This is a genomic window from Pectobacterium peruviense (assembly GCF_003312355.2).
In the GTDB taxonomy this organism is placed as follows: domain Bacteria; phylum Pseudomonadota; class Gammaproteobacteria; order Enterobacterales; family Enterobacteriaceae; genus Pectobacterium; species Pectobacterium peruviense.
Map to the genome: position 1 here is coordinate 1543595 of NZ_CP161826.1, position 16157 is coordinate 1559751.

The window sequence follows — 16157 nt, forward strand, 5'->3', positions numbered from 1 at the left end:
GGCAGAAGCGCAATGAAGCGGTCAACGAGGAAACAACAGGGGTTCACTCTGCTGGAAATGATGCTGGTCGTGTTACTGGCTGGCATCGCGGCTAGCATGGTAGTCATGGCGTTTCCTCCCGAGCGCCAGAACGACAGCGCCTGGCAGTTGGCTCGTTTTCAGGCGCAGTTGGAATTTGCCGCTGAAAACAGTCAGGTTAACGAATATATGCTGGGTGTGCGCATCTATCCCGATCGCTGGCAGTTTTATCAACTCCAGCGACCTGCGACAACGGAAGGGGCACCGATCCCCGGTAACGACCGCTGGCAGGGTTACAAGTGGCAGCCGTGGCAACCGTATCGGGTGAGCGCATCAGCGACGCTGCCCGATGCATTGCGGCTTGAGCTATTGCAGGCCGATGGAAAAAAAGTAGATAAAACGCAGAGCGGCGACGACCCCGATATCCTGATTTTGCCCGGTGGTGAAATCACGCCTTTCCGTCTGGCCTTTAAGTCTGAAAACAAAGCGCTCTCGAATTGGCTTCAGGTCGATGCCAACGGACGGTTTGTGACGTCCATGAGTCAAGGTAAGAAACGATGAAGCGGCAGAAAGGGATGACGCTAGTGGAAGTGCTGGTTGCGCTGAGTGTTTTTGCACTGGCTGGCATTGCCGTTTTGCAAACGACAACCAGGCAAGCAAGCAGCTTGAGCCGGTTGGAAGAAAAGACGTTCGCAGGCTGGGTAGCGGAAAACCAGCAGGTTCAACTGCGGCTTGAGCAGCGCTGGCCAGAAGCATCGTGGGTGAAAGGGGAAACGAAATTTGCTGGCGTGCGCTGGAATTGGCGCTGGCAAGGCGTAGAGACGGGTGACCCTCAGACCAAAGCGCTGGATGTGGAAGTGCGACGTAATAAAGATGCCTTTGCTGCCGATGCCTCGCTACGCACCTATGTGGTGAAACAATAATGTTCAGCGAAACAAGGATGCGAGAGACCGCGCGACAGAAACGTCAGCAGGGTTTTACGCTGCTGGAAATGATTCTGGCGATCGCTATTTTTGCGGCGCTGAGCCTCAGTGCCTTTCAAGTGCTGAACGGCGTAATGCGTAACGATGAAATCTCACAGCGCAAAGCAGAGCGTTTGGCTGAAATACAGCGCGCTTTTTCACAAATGGACAGCGATTTTTCCCAGATGATTGCACGCGGGAGTCGAGGAAGTACCTCGATATTTTACGCCGGTCGCGATCAGGTAAAAAGTGATGACTGGGGTGTCAGCTTTATGCGCAATGGCTGGCAGAACCCATTTGGTATTTTGCCACGTTCTGAACTTCAGCCTGTAGCCTATCGGTTGCGGGAACACACCCTGGAACGCTTAACCCACTCGGTGCCTGACCCTATTGAGGGACTCGATCCTGGCGTAAAACCGCTTCTTACGCAGGTAGACGGCTTCCGTCTGCGCTTTTTCAGCAATAAAACCTGGCGCGATCGCTGGGATAACACGACGCAATTGCCACAAGGGATCGAAGTGGTGCTGACCTTAAGGGATTACGGAGAAATGTCGCGTATGTTCTTGATTACCACCGGACCGGTTAAATGAGGTCGCGTCAGCGTGGCGTTGCGCTGCTGGTGGTGCTCCTGATTCTGGCATTAATGGTGACCATTGCTGCTGTGATTACAGAGCGCACGGGTAAAGCGTTTATGCGCACCGAGAATCACCTGAGCCGCCAGCAGGCGAAATGGTATGCATTAGGGGCGGAAACGCTAAGTGGGCAGATATTACTGCGCGATGCGCGGAATATGCCGGGGCGCACGTTTGCCGGACAGAACTGGTCGCAGCCGGGGCACCGTTTCCCCGTGGACGGCGGGGAAATCATCGGCCAGATTAGCGATGCCCGCACCTGCTTTAATCTGAATGCGATCAATCAAGGCGTAGATAACGAAAGCACGCTGGTGAAAACGCCTTATCCGGCACAGGTTTTCCGTTTGTTATTGAAAAATTTGGGTGAGGATGCGGATCGTGCAGAAAAAATCACTGCGGCGGTGCGTGATTGGATTGATGCAGATAACTATCCATCGGCAAACGGTGCAGAAGACGAGGTCTATGCCACGTTGCCAGTGCCTTATCGTACTGCCAATCAAAGAATGAGTGAAATCAGCGAATTACGAGCCGTTTATGGCATGGACAGCGATCTCTATCGCCGATTATTACCTTATGTCTGTGCGCTACCAGTGGATGCGATGTCCATTAATATCAATACGTTGACCGAATTTGATGCCCCGTTGTTATCCGCCGTGTTCCTGAATGAAATGCCGATGTCACAGGCAAAAGCGCTGGTACAGCAACGGCCACGTATGGGGTGGGCGAGTATTGAGGTTCTGCAACAAACTGGGGCATTGCCTCCGAATAGTAAAAACACGGCGCAGCGGGTTCTGGCAGTAAAAAGTGAATGGTTCTTTGTAAAACTCCAGGTGCGCGTCGGCGACAGCGATTTTCATCAGCGCAGCTTGCTTCATCTGAGTGGACAAAAGGTACAGGTTGTACAGCGGCAATATGGAGGATATAGGACGGTGAATCCATGAAAATAGCGGGAAAATGGAAGCGAGAAGCCGCAAAAAAACCATTAAATCGAGGAACGGTTGCTCGACATCCGTGCCTCATTGTTCGTCTTCCTGTGGAAGAAGAGGGCGAAATCGAATGGCAGGTGCGTTCATCCAATGGGGAAAATTTACTGAGTCAGGGGCGCGGTAGCGTAGATCTGGTCCGTCCGGTGTTAGCGGCTTATCCGTCCGTGACGTTTACTCGTGTTTTAGTCCCGGCAACTGACGTGACGTTTTATGCCCTGACATTGCCTCGACAGGCGCGGCGTCAGTTGGCTCAAGTTGTGCCGTTTATGCTGGAAGACCAGTTGGCTACGGAAATTGAAAAGCTGCATTTTGCCGTGTTGGACATTCATGGCGATGATGGCACGGTTGCCGTGGTGGAAAAAAACCGGATGCAGCGCTGGCTAGCGCAGTGTGATGCGTTGGGGCTCAGCGTCGATGCGTTATTGCCTGACGCCCGTGTATTGCCGAAACATCAGGATGGTTGGAGTGCGTTACAGCATGACAATATGTGGCTGTTTCGCCAACCGACGGGCCATGCCATGGCGGCCGAATCGTCCTGGTGTGGTGACTTATTGAAAGCATCTATGCCGCTGCCGACAATATACAGCTACAGCGCCGCATGGGTCGGCGATGAGCTGTCGCAGTACGAATGGCAGGAGGAGAGCGAGTGGAAGGCTCAGCCGGAAACGGATCTTTTCACGCTGGCTGCAACGGCACAGTTACCTGCCTCGGTCGATCTACGACAAGGTGATTATGCGCCAGAGAAAGCCTGGCAAAACACGCTGCTGCCGTGGCGTGGCGTTGGAATCGCTTTTGCCTGTTACCTCCTGTTGGTCGTGGCGGATGCTGGCTGGGCGCACTATCAGCTTTATCAACAGGCGGAGCATTGGCGGCAGGAAAGTGTGCGTGTCTATCGGCAGATTTTCCCTTCCGAGACGAATGTCGTTAATCCGCGCGCGCAGATGCAGCAGCACCTGCAACGTACGGCGGCTGGGGGCGCAGGAAAGGGGCTGCTGGAGCAATTGAATCCCTTGCAGCAGCTCATGACGCAGAATAGCGCTATCAAAATTCAGTCGCTGTCTTACGACGGTGCGGCTGGTGAATTCCGGCTGGCGTTGCAGGGTACGTCGTATCAGGAGCTAGAGCAGTTTCAGCAGCAGGCTGCCGCGTATTATCAGGTGCAGGCAGGGGAAATGCGGCAGGAAAACGATCGGGTTGAAGGCCGCTTAACATTAAGGAGCCAGCAATGAATGAATTACGACAACGCTGGCAGGCGATGAGCCAGCGGGAACGCCAGCTTATGGTAGTGTGCGCAGTGGCGCTTCTGCTCTGTCTGGTGTACTACGCTATTTTTCAGCCGTGGCAACTGCGGGAAGAACAGTGGCAGCGTACGGTTTCCCGCGAGCAGCAGACGGTCAGTTGGATGCAGAAGCAGGCCCCATTGATTCCGCAGGGAAATCAGACGCAAGGGGAAAGCAGCCAGAGGGAAACCAGTCTGCCGATTTTGATTTCGCAAAGCACCAAGCGCTATGGGCTGACCGTGGTACGTTTGCAGCCGCAGGGCAATCAAGCATCGGTGACGCTAGCCCAGAGTGATTTTAATAGTCTGTTGCGTTGGCTGAGCGAACTGGAACGGCAAAACGGTGTACGTGTGATGTCGTTGGATGTGAATGCCGTCGAGCAAAATCCGGGGATGGTGGATGTCACTCGGCTCATGCTGGAACGGGCGGATGACGCTTAAGTCCGGCATCGGCACAGGTGTCGCTCTGGTTCTGGCCTATGGGCTGTTCCTGACGTGCTATGCACCTGCCCGCTTGCTCACTGCGGTGCCGCTGCCAGCCGGAATGGTGGTCGCGGAGGCCGCGGGAACGCTATGGCAGGGGAACCTACAACGGTTTAGCTGGCGCACATTAACGTTGGACGATGTGCACTGGAAAATCACCTTTTCGGGTTTTATGCCTGCGTTGGAGATTGCGTTTAAAAACCCAGAAGGCATTGAAGGTCATGGCGTTATTCGTGGCTGGCAGCAGCCGCAGCTTTATCAATGGCGACTTTCTGTTCCCGCAGGCTATTTATTCAGCCAGTTGCGTTTTATTGTGCCCATTGGGGCGGAAGGAAATGTGCAGCTCAATCTGCAAGAGGCGACGGTCGATCGCTCGGGGTGCCAGTCGCTAGATGCTAACGTCACTTGGCCAGACGCGCAGGTGAAAACTCCTCTGGGTAGGCTGGTGTTGGCAACGCCTCAGGCCACGTTGCGCTGTGAGCAAGGGTCACTAGAAGCGAGCCTGCGGCAGACGTCCCCACATCTACAGTTGTCCGGCAAAGGCAGCGTCACGCCGAAAGGTGAATATCGTTTTACCGGACGGCTTAGCAGCGGGAATGATTTGCCGGCGACCATGAAAAAACTGTTGGCGACTACCGGTAAAGTCGACGAGCAGGGTGCCAGAACGCTGAATTTTCAGGGGCGCTTGTTGTAATTGGGACGATTGTTATAGGGATGTTCGTTGCGTCGTCGATCGTAAGAATTAACAGCACCCATTGTTAGGGGGGGCTAACCGCAAAATATGAAACGCTCATCTATATCACTTCTTTATCAATAATCAGGGACTAACGTGGACGATTTAAGGGAATTCGCACAGGTGTTTCCGGCATGGTGGTTGGGTTCACTGGGTGTGTTGGGGCTGATTGTTGGTAGTTTTCTGAATGTCGTGATTTATCGCCTGCCGATTATGCTGGAACGAAGCTGGCAGCAGGACATTGATCTTCAGACCGGAATGACTGATTCCAGCCGTGACAGTACGCGCTACAATCTGTGGTGGCCGCCTTCGTCTTGCCCACACTGCCAGCAGGCTATTGCGGTGAAAGATAACATCCCTCTCTTCAGTTGGCTGTGGCTGCGCGGTCGCTCCCGCTGCTGTCACCAGTCGGTGTCTGTGCAGTATCCGCTGGTGGAAGTTATCACCATGCTGGCTTTCCTGACGGCGGGTTTGCTATGGCAGCCCAGTATGGCGCTGTTGGGGGCGTTGATTCTGCTGTCTTTCCTGTTGGTACTGACCGTTATTGATATTAAAACGCTGCTGCTGCCGGATGTACTTACGCTGTCGCTTCTGTGGATGGGGCTGCTGTTTAATCTCTCAGAGACGTTTGTCCCAGTGGGGGATGCTGTGGTGGGCGCGATGGCGGGTTATTTATCCCTGTGGCTACTTTATTGGGTATTCAAATACACGACGGGTAAAGAAGCGCTGGGATATGGTGATTTTAAGTTGCTGGCTGCGCTGGGTGCCTGGTTGGGCTGGCAGGCATTGCCTAATCTGGTTTTGGTTGCAGCGCTGAGCGGGCTGGTCGTGACTCTGATCTGGCGAGGATTGCGTAAAGAAGACACGGCTAAACCTCTGGCTTTTGGCCCGTGGTTAGCAATCGGCGGTGTGTTCGGTGTGATAATGAACGGATTCAATCTGTAGAGAATAGCAAAGACAATACCGAGTCATTTTATTGAGCGACGGGCATAAAAATAGGCTGAGGGTATAAATACCATCAGCCTTTTTTATCTCTGTGTGTGTGCCCTTCAGCGAATAAATCTTTGTCGGGCAAATGACAGGTTATTCTACCATCAGCATAAAGGTACTCACCCAAACGACTAAACAGAATGAGATACCCATAAAAAAATACTTCACCGATTTATTCTCCAGCAGAAACCACGCCAGCAACGATCCCGATTGTGCGTTTTATTATGGAAGGAAATAATTACGCTGTTGGCTATATCACCGAAGGGTAATCTTTCCCGTTGTCATCACTAGAGTCACACCAGTTATGACGGGATCGGCGCTAAATTTACGCCGAGTGAGGGGGGGAATTCAATAGGTCCAGAGACTATATTTTCAAAATAGCATTAAAAAGCGTTGAACCGTTTTAGAGGCTGGAAAAACCGGGGGAATGCCGATGAAAATCGTACCTTATTCCCCCCGATTCCTGACGGCGTTATCTTCGGGTTAACGCCTCATTAATAGCCGAGTGATTGTATTGTTACCTGCTCATCAATAGGCTAATTATTTAGATGGTTGGCCTAATCTCTCCACCCCATCGCCGGCGCGATATGCTTCAGAATTGCTTCGATAACATGGGTATTATAATCAACGCCCAGTTGATTCGGCACCGTTAGCAATAGTGTATCGGCTTCGGCAATCGCTTCATCCTGCTTTAACTGTTTGATCAGCGCTTCGGGTTCCGCGGCATAGCTGCGTCCGAAAATTGCGCGCGTTTTTTCATCAAGGAAACCGACCTTGTCGCTATCGTTACTGCTTCCGCCGAAATAGGCGCGATCGCGATGATCAATCAGGGCAAAAATGCTCCGGCTGACAGACACGCGCGGTGAGCGTGTATGCCCAGCCTCAGCCCATGCGGCCCGATAGGCACGAATTTGCTTTGCCTGCTGGATATGAAAAGGTTCGCCAGTTTCATCATCCTTTAGCGTGGAGCTTTGCAGGTTCATTCCCAGTTTCGCAGCCCATACTGCCGTGGCATTCGATCCCGCGCCCCACCAAATTCGTTCACGTAATCCATCCGAATAGGGCTCCAGGCGCAAAAGGCCTGGTGGATTCGGGAACATTGGCTGCGGATTCGGCTTCGCAAACCCTTCGCCCCGCAGTACATCCAACAACACCTCGGTATGACGTCGTGCCATATCAGCTTCAGATTCCCCTTCTGTCGGCTGATAGCCAAAGTAGCGCCAGCCATCGATCACCTGTTCAGGGGAACCTCGGCTGATGCCAAGTTGCAAACGTCCCCCTGATATCAGATCGGCGGCGCTGGCATTTTCAGCCATGTATAGCGGGTTTTCGTAGCGCATGTCGATGACGCCGGTGCCAATTTCAATGCTGCGGGTTTTCGCACCAATAGCTGCGAGCAGTGGAAACGGCGATCCCAACTGACGGGCAAAATGGTGGACCCGGAAATAAGCGCCATCAGCCCCCAGTTCCTCTGCGGCGACAGCAAGATCGATAGATTGCAGCAAGGCGTCAGCCGCTGAATGTGTACCAGACTGCTGCGACGGCGCCCAGTGACCGAATGATAAAAAGCCAATCTTCTTCATAGGGTATTTATCCTTATATTCAGACAAATATTTAGCACGTTCGCCCTGCACAGCAAGGTGCTACAAATTCAGTAATGGGAACACTCTACGCGATTAATAGTGAGAATAAATATCATTTTTTTAACGTAATAATTCAGTTTATCTGACCAAGCGTTAGCAGAATAAACAATCTTTTTGGCAGATGATTTCTGACGTTGTTCGTGTCAATAGCGCCGTTGTTATTTAGGGAATCATGCGCCCCGGTTTATCTACCCCAAAATTGGTATCTAAATATTATTATGAGTGAGATCAGTATTTTCTTTTTCTTTATCGCTGTATCATTTTATATATAACGAAAATCAGGATACCGACATGATAAAGAAATTTGGCTACACGCTGTGGTTTACCGGGCTGTTTTTGGTGTTTTCCAACGCATGGGCGGCACGTCAGGTGACCGACCAACTGGGGCGCAATGTGACGATTCCCGACCACGTTAACCGTGTGGTGGTGTTGCAGCATCAAACCTTAAACCTGTTGGTGCAACTCGATGCACAGGAAAGCGTTGTTGGTGTGCTGTCCAGCTGGAAAAAACAGCTGGGAGAGCATTATTTACGGTTGGCACCGCGTCTGGCGGATTTACCAATGCCGGGCGATCTCACGCAGGTCAATATTGAAAGCCTGCTGACGCTATCGCCGCAGGTGGTCTTTGTCGCTAACTATGCGCCACCGGAAATGATTGCTCAGATTGAGCGGACGGGAATCCCGGTTGTGGCGATCTCGCTGCGTCAGGATCAGCCGGGAGAGGCCGATAAAATCAATCCTACGATGAGTGATGAAAATACGGCATATAACGAAGGGCTCAAAGCAGGGATTCGGCTGATTGGTGAAGTGGTTGAACGTCAGAAGCAGGCGGAGGCGCTAATCGACTATACGTTTACGCAGCGGCAAAACGTTAGCGCGCGTCTGGATTCTATTCCAGAAGAAAAGCGAATCCGCGTATATATGGCTAACCCAGACCTGACAACCTATGGTTCAGGAAAATATACCGGCCTGATGATGTCGCACGCGGGAGCGTTGAATGTGGCGGCAGCATCGATAAAAGGCTTCAAGCAAGTGTCGATTGAAAATGTACTGGCCTGGAATCCGCAGGTGATTTTTGTGCAGGATCGCTACCCGGATGTCGTGAAGCAGATCGTCAACGATCCGGCCTGGCAGGCGATTGATGCGGTGAAACAGCATCGTGTGTATCTGATGCCAGAATACGCTAAAGCCTGGGGTTATCCGATGCCGGAGGCGTTAGCGATTGGTGAATTGTGGATGGCGAAAAAGCTGTATCCAGAGCGCTTCGCCGATATCGATATGCAAAAATCCGCTAACGAGTATTACCAGCGTTTCTACCGCATGGACTATCGTGCGGAAGCTTCAGCGGAACAATGAGTTATCGCACTTACCGGATCATACTGCTGACGGTGGTGGTGTTGACGCTGTTGATTGCCGTGTGCTCACTAGGGATAGGGCATTTTAGCTTATCCCCGTGGCGCATCGTTCAGATCCTTGTCGAACCGCTGTCTGGCAACAATCCGTTGCTTGGGGATATCGAGCGGCAAGTGGTGTGGAGCGTACGTTTACCCCGAGTGTTATTAGCCTGGTGCGCGGGTGCGGCGCTGGCATTGAGCGGGGCTACTCTGCAAGGCGTTTTCCGTAATCCGTTGGTCGATCCGCATATTATTGGCGTGTCTGCCGGTGCGGCCTTCGGCGGCACGCTGGCAATTCTATTAAGCTGGACGCCGCTGCTTTTGCTGCTGTCGGCGTTTACGTTCGGCATGGTGGCGCTCCTACTGATTTTCATGATGGCCGCCGCCTTTGGTAAGCAGAACGTACTGATTCTTGCTGGCGTTATCCTCAGTGGCTTCTTCGGCGCGTTGGTCAGCCTGATGCAATATCTGGCGGATACCGAAGAGAAGCTGCCGAGCATCGTGTTCTGGCTGCTGGGTAGCTTTGCCACCGCACATTGGAACGCGCTGATTACAATCGCGGTGCCGTTAGCGCTTGCGGGTGGATTACTGCTGCGGTTGCGTTGGCACGTGAACGTGTTGTCGATGGGTGAGCAAGACGCTCGCGCGCTGGGTGTTGCCGTACAGCCCTTGCGTTGGCTGATTTTGAGTTTGTGCGCCGCTATTGTCGCCGCACAGGTGGCGGTCAGCGGCAGCATTGGGTGGATTGGGCTGGTTATTCCTCATGTTGCACGTAGGCTGGTGGGAGCCGATCACCGCCGACTGCTGCCAGTGTCGCTATGGCTTGGTGGGGGCTTTATGGTGTTGGTAGACGATCTGGCACGTAACCTCAGTGAAGCCGAGATCCCGTTGGGCATTCTGACGGCGCTGCTCGGTGCACCACTTTTTGCTGTGCTGTTATATAAAACACAGCGACAGGATAGAGGACGCTAGTATGCCGACAATCAGACTATCGACAGAAGCACTGGTATATGGCTATCAGCAGGGGCAGGGCTTTTTTTCACCGTTGAACCTGCGCTGTCGGGAAGGCGAAATTACGGCGATTCTGGGGGCGAATGGCAGAGGAAAAACCACGCTGCTGAATACGTTACTGGGAAACTTATCGCCGCTTTCTGGAATCATTCAGCGCGATGGGCACATCGGTTTTGTGCCACAAATATTTATCCCACCGTTTTACTATAGCGTTCTGGATATGGTGCTGATGGGGCGTGCGGCACGTATTCGGCTGTTTGCCATGCCCTCTGCCCATGATATCCGTGTAGCTCAGAATGCGCTGACCCTACTGGGAATCGCATCCCTTGCCGAGTGTGACTTTAGCGCGTTGTCCGGCGGGCAACGGCAGCTCGTATTAATCGCGCGTGCATTGGCATCAGAGTGTCAGACGCTGATTCTGGATGAGCCGATGGCGGCACTTGATGTGCAAAATCAGGCGCAGGTGCTGCGGTTATTACAGCATCTGGCTAAAACGCAACGTCTGAGTATCCTGTTGACCACACACGACCCAGCTCACGCCGTGATCGTTGCAGAGCAGGCGCTACTTCTGATGGATAATCAACATTATCTTTATGGCTGCTGTAATGAGGTTTTGACGGAGGATAACCTGTCGCGTCTGTACGGTATCCCTGTCAGGCAGGTTTGCGTGGAAATAGCGCCGCAGCCGTATTGTGCGCTGATACCGATATTAACCATGACGGAGCCACAATGATTGATCCCCTTCGCCTGTATGCGGCTGGCAGCCTGCGACTCGCGTTTGCTCCTTTGCTGACGACATTCAGTGAACGTTATGCGGTGGAAGTGATACCGACTTTCGGCCCCGCGGGGCTGCTGAGTGAAAAAGTGATGCACGGTGACGCGGTGGATATTTTCGCATCGGCAAATTGCGCGCACCCTTTGCGCTTGAAAACGCTGGGGCTGGCGGAGGAAACCACCGTGTTTACGCGCAACCATCTTTGCATCGTCATGCGCAATGTACCGGAACTGACCTCGCAGTCTTGGTTGATGGCGCTGCTTGACCCACGCTTTGTGCTGTCAACCTCAACGCCGGGCAGTGACCCTGGCGGGGACTATGCTTTTCAGCTCTTTGACCGCATTGAACGCTTACATAGAGGATGGGGGAATCAACTGTGCAACAAGGCGAAACCACTGGTGGGGGGCGTGCTCGATCATGCGATTCCGGCGGGTATGACGGCAGGGAGTTACCTGATTCGGACTGGGCTGAGCGATATGCACATTGGCTATGCCAGCTATCTGCCGTTGCTGCTTAACCAGCCGGATTTGCATGTGGTTCACTTACCCGATCCTTATTGCATTGATGCCGAGTACATGTTGGCTATCATGAAGCCAGCCCGACGTGAAGCCCGACTGCTGGCGAACTACCTTTTATCCCCTGAAGGACAGAGTTTCTTGGTGAATAAAGGATTTGTCTCGCTGTTTTAGTGGGGTAACGGGAGGTAAATCGCTCAACGGTGGCGAACTCTGCTATGATTGCGGCATATCTGCGCCGTTCTTTGGCTCGGCGTCACCTTTCGTTATCTCGTCCTTGGTAGAGTAATCACTGTGAGTACAACCTCTTTTTCTTCCCTCGCGCTGCCAGCAGAGCAGTTATCCAATCTTAATGAACTGGGCTATACCGAAATGACGCCAGTCCAGGCGGCGACGCTGCCAGCCGTTCTGAGCGGCGCAGACGTGCGGGCCAAGGCGAAAACCGGTAGCGGCAAAACGGCAGCATTCGGGATTGGGTTGTTGGATCGTATTGTCGTCAGCGACTTTACCACGCAGGCGCTGGTGCTGTGTCCGACGCGTGAACTGGCCGATCAGGTCAGCAAAGAACTGCGTCGTCTGGCGCGCTTTGCGCAAAACATTAAAATTCTGACACTGTGTGGCGGTCAGCCGATGGGGCAGCAGCTCGATTCTCTGGTTCACGCCCCGCACATTGTTGTTGGGACGCCGGGACGTATTCAGGATCATTTACGCAAGAAGTCTCTGGCTTTAGATAGCCTGAAAGTACTGGTGCTGGATGAAGCGGATCGCATGCTGGACATGGGCTTTACTGATGCGATTGATGATGTGATTTCCTATATGCCGTCCGATCGTCAAACCCTGTTATTTTCCGCTACGTACCCAGAAGAGATCGAACAGATCAGCGCGCGGGTTCAGCGTCAGCCGCAACGTTTCGAGATTGTAGACGATGTGGAAGAGTCGGCCATTGAACAACGTTTCTATGAGACAACGAAAGATCAGCGTCTGCCGCTGTTGATTGCCATTCTGAGCCATTATCAGCCAGCGTCCTGCGTGGTGTTTTGCAACACGAAGCGTGATTGCCAGAGCGTATTTGACGCACTGGACATGCGTGGGATTAGCGTATCGGCGCTGCATGGCGATCTGGAACAGCGCGACCGCGATCAGGTTCTGGTGCGTTTTGCTAACCGTAGCTGTCGCGTATTAGTAGCAACCGATGTTGCGGCTCGCGGTCTTGATATCAAAGAGCTAGCGCTGGTGGTGAATTTTGAGCTGGCTTTCGATCCTGAAGTTCACGTTCACCGTATTGGTAGAACAGGCCGCGCGGGGACGCAGGGTCTGGCTGTGAGTCTGTGCACGCCACAGGAAATGAACCGCGCTAACCTGATTGAAGACTATATCGGTATGCGAATTAAATGGACATCGGCGGATGAGATTAGCCGCGGTGGTGATGTTGCGCTCGAACCTGAGATGATGACGCTGTGTATTGATGGTGGCAGAAAAGCCAAAATCCGTCCCGGCGATATTCTTGGTGCGTTAACTGGCGATGCAGGATTAACGGCAGCGGAAGTCGGGAAAATTGATATGTTCCCTCTGCATGCTTATGTCGCAATCCGTAAAGACAGTGCTAAACGTGCGCTGCAACAGCTCCAGAAAGGCAAAATCAAAGGAAAAAGCTGTAAGGCCAGATTGTTAAAGTAACCGGTGGCTGATATACCAGACAGGGTAGGATGACAGTCACTGGGTAACAGACAGGAGCGTTGAGGGCGGATGCAGACAACAGAAATCGATCTGCGGCTGACGGAAGTGAGCCAGCAGCTAACGATGGTGCTGGTGCCGGGATTGCGGGACAGCGATGACGAGCACTGGCAAAGCCATTGGGAAAGGCGTTTCCCTCATTGGCACCGTATACGCCAGCGGGAATGGTATCAAGCCGATCTGGACCGCTGGGTGCTGGCGATCCGTCGTGAGCTCAGCGTTTGTACACACCCTGTGATTCTAATCGGCCACAGCTTCGGCGCGTTGGCCGCCTGCCATGTTGTGCAACAAGGCCAGGAAGGGATCGCGGGTGTCATGCTGGTGGCACCTGCCGAACCCATGCGTTTTGAGATTGACGATCGCATTCAGGCCTCACCGCTGCCAGTTCCCACATTGACATTTGCCAGCCATAACGATCCGTTGATGAGTTTTACTCGCGCCCAATACTGGGCGCAGGCGTGGGAAAGCGAACTGGTTGATGTCGGTGAAGCGGGGCATATTAATGCAGAAGCGGGGTTTGGTCCTTGGGAATATGGCCTGAAAAGATTAGCTGAGTTTTCGGAAATACTCATTGCTAATCGTTAATCGGCCAGTTTCCATCAAGTCGTTATCTTAAATTATTAAGATAACGTTATATTTTTATTTAATGCCAGGGCAATAGATCTATTTGTCTTGGCATTTATTTTTTATTAAGACAGCTCTTCTTGATCGCCTGAACCATGCAGCATCTCTTGAATCTGCTGATAAACTTCGGCTGCAGACAAATTGCTATATGACGTTTTGCTCTCAAAATGTAATACCTGCTCGCCACCAGAACTATGAAGAGCGCTCATGAGAGCTAAATCTTCCTGTGTGATGCGTTGTCCTGTAAAGGCATCAAACATTTCAGAATTACCATCTGGGTATTTAATCACAGAAACTAGCTTACCGTTGTACAACGGTATACCCGTCATCGCCAGAGAGTATTCTGTGGCGGTTTTCTGTTGTGCCTTAATCTGTTCAGGTGGAGGCGTATCTTTCTCTTCAGCAGCACGCTTCTTTTGAGAAGACAGCGTGACCTTCGTGCTCTCGTTTGAGCCCGGCATATTTTGAGAGTCGGAGTTTGTTGATGTATCGGTTTTATTTCCCGAACTGATGGCTGCAACCACTGTCGGGTTGGCGGCCGCGCCAATAGGGGGCATGGTAGCCGGGGTAGTCGTATTCACGAGTTGAATATCTGGAATCACCACAATATAACTCCTTCTTATATCTATTTAATGCTGGTAATGGTTTTTACCAGTGAGTTACTTCAGTGTGTTAAAACCACATACGTTAATGCCAAAACTGTTGAAATACAGGTGACTGACACAAGCAGGTTAATTATCTTCCTTGGAAGAGGCATCAATCTGCTGAGTATAATTCCCTATTATTCAACACGATGACGTTAAAGAAATGGTTCAGTCAGAACACAGTTAATGTAAAACAGTATTTATGCCAGACACTATTTATGCAAAATGCAATCGCATTAAAAACACCCTATCGGAAAAGGTATCGGCTATTTTTTCTGCTTCATTAATATCCAAAAGGCATAAGATTTAACTTTTTGATTACCAATCGTGCGGTTTTATGCGACGAAACATCTCAATTTTTAAAAAACAGAAAACTATCATGGTATTAGTATCAGTCGGTGATACCTCTTATCATGTATGTGCTCTACAAGTGAGGGGGAACGCGATACACTGTTTTCCTTATTTTTGTCCTGTTAAGAAGCACGATGCCCAGTATTAAACTGACGGTGAATTATTTGTATCGGCAATCAGGCGAAACGCGCGAAGCGTCGCAGGCGACAGCCCGCGTATTTGCTGGTGATGATCTCATTGCTACGGAGGAGATTACCGGTATGACGGAAAGCCCAGTCGATAAGTATTTGCACTACTCTGGGCCTGAAAATCAGCCTGTCCGTGTTGAATGGGATTGTCAAGGAACTACGGTGATGACGGTTTCTGCGGTGGAAATCTGCCCCTGCTGTCATCATGATTAGCCTGCTGGGTTGAAACTGTGCGCCGTTTTTGCGCGATAAGTTTCATGATTGACGTACTAAACAACACGAGTTGCAGAAAACCAACGCCCATGCGGCTTGAAGTATGACGGGTAGACAAGGTGAATGTATGAAATTAGCGGTATCAACCTTAATAGCCTGTGGACTGTTGACGGCAACATGGGAAGTGCATGCTGGCTGGTATGTCGTGAGCAATTACGAAGGCCACATTGGGCCTTATCCGGTACATTTTTCATTGCAGAAATACAGCTCTGACCAAGATAAAAATCTTCTGGGGAGCTACTTTTACGATAAATACCGAGCGCCAATTCCCCTGTATGGGCGACTCTCGGAAACGTCGCTTGAGATCTGCGAAATCCATTCCCCGCAGGATTATGATAAATATATCATTCAGGGCGTTAAGTCCGGTATCGATACGACCCAGTGCCCGTTTAAATTGACGGAAATAGGGGAAGAACTCCGTGGCGAATGGTCAAACGGAAAGGCACGTTATGATGTGAGTTTACGGCGTGTGGCATCCTTTGACGATAGCGAACAGCCCGCCAAGCTAGAAGGGCAGGTTGATATCCCTTTCTGGGGGCAAACGGCGACGCATAGCTTCGTTGGGGTGTATCAAAACAGTGATACGGGGATGGTTGTTGAGGGAATCAAGGCGATCAATAAGAAGAGCGGCAATGTCGATCAGCTTCTCAAACCTGATTTTCAGCAATGCCAGTTTGGTTTTTTCATGACCCCAATTTATATGAATATTGAGAACGGCGTAGATAACCGCAGCATTACGCTGAACTGTTATTCCCATGGTGGAGGTGATGTGCTATTGGAATACCGTTTTGATGCGGTCAACCAGCATTATGAGGTGGTCAGCGAGTAAAGATCCTAAAGGGCTAGGATCTTTTCTGATTTTTATATATAAATTTCATGCATTATTTTGCAGGCTAAATATATAGTATTTAATTGTTGGAAA

19 protein-coding genes are annotated in these 16157 nt (G+C 51.5%); 16 read left to right on the forward strand and 3 right to left on the reverse strand.

What is annotated here, in order from left to right; genetic code table 11:
- The first annotated feature begins 12 nt into the window (after window positions 1–12).
- The 8 genes from gspH to DUT67_RS07030 all read left to right on the forward strand — a co-directional run bounded on the left by gspH (window position 13) and on the right by DUT67_RS07030 (window position 6038).
- Window positions 13–579, forward strand: a complete 567-nt coding sequence (gene gspH, locus DUT67_RS06995; protein ID WP_101781264.1) for a type II secretion system minor pseudopilin GspH — start codon at window positions 13–15, stop codon at window positions 577–579.
- Window positions 576–941, forward strand: coding sequence for a type II secretion system minor pseudopilin GspI (gspI, locus tag DUT67_RS07000; protein WP_101781263.1), 366 nt, complete (start codon window positions 576–578; stop codon window positions 939–941). Before gspH ends, gspI begins: the two co-directional genes overlap by 4 nt.
- 17 nt (window positions 942–958) lie before the next feature.
- Complete coding sequence (gene gspJ / locus DUT67_RS07005; protein ID WP_072062057.1) at window positions 959–1570, forward strand: type II secretion system minor pseudopilin GspJ; 612 nt, start codon at window positions 959–961, stop codon at window positions 1568–1570.
- Entirely contained in the window at window positions 1567–2553 is a 987-nt protein-coding gene (gspK, locus tag DUT67_RS07010) for a type II secretion system minor pseudopilin GspK (RefSeq protein ID WP_113632256.1), read from the forward strand. Before gspJ ends, gspK begins: the two co-directional genes overlap by 4 nt.
- Window positions 2550–3827: a type II secretion system protein GspL gene (gspL, locus tag DUT67_RS07015; protein ID WP_113626579.1), complete on the forward strand. Its 1278-nt coding sequence runs from the start codon at window positions 2550–2552 to the stop codon at window positions 3825–3827. The genes gspK and gspL overlap by 4 nt, the downstream gene beginning before the upstream one ends.
- Window positions 3824–4318: a type II secretion system protein GspM gene (gspM, locus tag DUT67_RS07020; protein WP_048261243.1), complete on the forward strand. Its 495-nt coding sequence runs from the start codon at window positions 3824–3826 to the stop codon at window positions 4316–4318. Before gspL ends, gspM begins: the two co-directional genes overlap by 4 nt.
- Window positions 4308–5054 (forward strand): type II secretion system protein N, encoded by a 747-nt coding sequence (locus DUT67_RS07025; protein ID WP_113626578.1) that lies wholly within the window; start codon window positions 4308–4310, stop codon window positions 5052–5054. Before gspM ends, DUT67_RS07025 begins: the two co-directional genes overlap by 11 nt.
- Before the next feature lie 135 nt (window positions 5055–5189).
- Window positions 5190–6038 (forward strand): A24 family peptidase, encoded by an 849-nt coding sequence (locus DUT67_RS07030; protein WP_113626577.1) that lies wholly within the window; start codon window positions 5190–5192, stop codon window positions 6036–6038.
- A 138-nt stretch (window positions 6039–6176) separates the two neighbouring features.
- Here the strand turns inward: DUT67_RS07030 and ypdK are convergent, their stop codons facing one another.
- Together ypdK and DUT67_RS07040 are read right to left on the reverse strand one after the other, a co-directional pair.
- Window positions 6177–6251: a membrane protein YpdK gene (ypdK, locus tag DUT67_RS07035; protein WP_099606229.1), complete on the reverse strand. Its 75-nt coding sequence runs from the start codon at window positions 6249–6251 to the stop codon at window positions 6177–6179.
- Between the two features lie 389 nt (window positions 6252–6640).
- Window positions 6641–7666, reverse strand: coding sequence for an LLM class flavin-dependent oxidoreductase (locus DUT67_RS07040; RefSeq protein WP_113626576.1), 1026 nt, complete (start codon window positions 7664–7666; stop codon window positions 6641–6643).
- A 351-nt stretch (window positions 7667–8017) separates the two neighbouring features.
- Here DUT67_RS07040 and DUT67_RS07045 point away from each other — a divergent pair, with 351 nt between their 5' ends.
- From DUT67_RS07045 to DUT67_RS07070, 6 genes are all read left to right on the forward strand, one after another.
- Window positions 8018–9082: an ABC transporter substrate-binding protein gene (locus tag DUT67_RS07045; RefSeq protein ID WP_113626575.1), complete on the forward strand. Its 1065-nt coding sequence runs from the start codon at window positions 8018–8020 to the stop codon at window positions 9080–9082.
- Window positions 9079–10092, forward strand: coding sequence for an iron ABC transporter permease (locus tag DUT67_RS07050; protein WP_113626574.1), 1014 nt, complete (start codon window positions 9079–9081; stop codon window positions 10090–10092). The genes DUT67_RS07045 and DUT67_RS07050 overlap by 4 nt, the downstream gene beginning before the upstream one ends.
- A 1-nt stretch (window position 10093) precedes the next feature.
- Complete coding sequence (locus tag DUT67_RS07055) at window positions 10094–10864, forward strand: ABC transporter ATP-binding protein (RefSeq protein WP_113626573.1); 771 nt, start codon at window positions 10094–10096, stop codon at window positions 10862–10864.
- Window positions 10861–11595, forward strand: coding sequence for a molybdate ABC transporter substrate-binding protein (locus tag DUT67_RS07060; RefSeq protein WP_113626572.1), 735 nt, complete (start codon window positions 10861–10863; stop codon window positions 11593–11595). The genes DUT67_RS07055 and DUT67_RS07060 overlap by 4 nt, the downstream gene beginning before the upstream one ends.
- Before the next feature lie 120 nt (window positions 11596–11715).
- The gene (dbpA, locus tag DUT67_RS07065; RefSeq protein WP_113626571.1) at window positions 11716–13098 is read left to right on the forward strand and encodes an ATP-dependent RNA helicase DbpA; all 1383 of its coding nucleotides are present in this window, start codon (window positions 11716–11718) and stop codon (window positions 13096–13098) included.
- A gap of 69 nt (window positions 13099–13167) precedes the next feature.
- Window positions 13168–13740: an alpha/beta hydrolase gene (locus DUT67_RS07070; RefSeq protein WP_113632255.1), complete on the forward strand. Its 573-nt coding sequence runs from the start codon at window positions 13168–13170 to the stop codon at window positions 13738–13740.
- Between the two features lie 104 nt (window positions 13741–13844).
- Here DUT67_RS07070 and DUT67_RS07075 read toward each other — a convergent pair whose 3' ends face one another.
- Window positions 13845–14384, reverse strand: a complete 540-nt coding sequence (locus DUT67_RS07075) for a hypothetical protein (protein WP_048261226.1) — start codon at window positions 14382–14384, stop codon at window positions 13845–13847.
- Between the two features lie 524 nt (window positions 14385–14908).
- On the opposite strand from DUT67_RS07075, the gene DUT67_RS07080 reads away from it, so the two are divergent.
- Together DUT67_RS07080 and DUT67_RS07085 are read left to right on the forward strand one after the other, a co-directional pair.
- Entirely contained in the window at window positions 14909–15175 is a 267-nt protein-coding gene (locus DUT67_RS07080; protein ID WP_113626569.1) for a hypothetical protein, read from the forward strand.
- Between the two features lie 127 nt (window positions 15176–15302).
- The gene (locus DUT67_RS07085) at window positions 15303–16064 is read left to right on the forward strand and encodes a hypothetical protein (protein WP_113632254.1); all 762 of its coding nucleotides are present in this window, start codon (window positions 15303–15305) and stop codon (window positions 16062–16064) included.
- The last annotated feature ends 93 nt before the right edge of the window (window positions 16065–16157 follow it).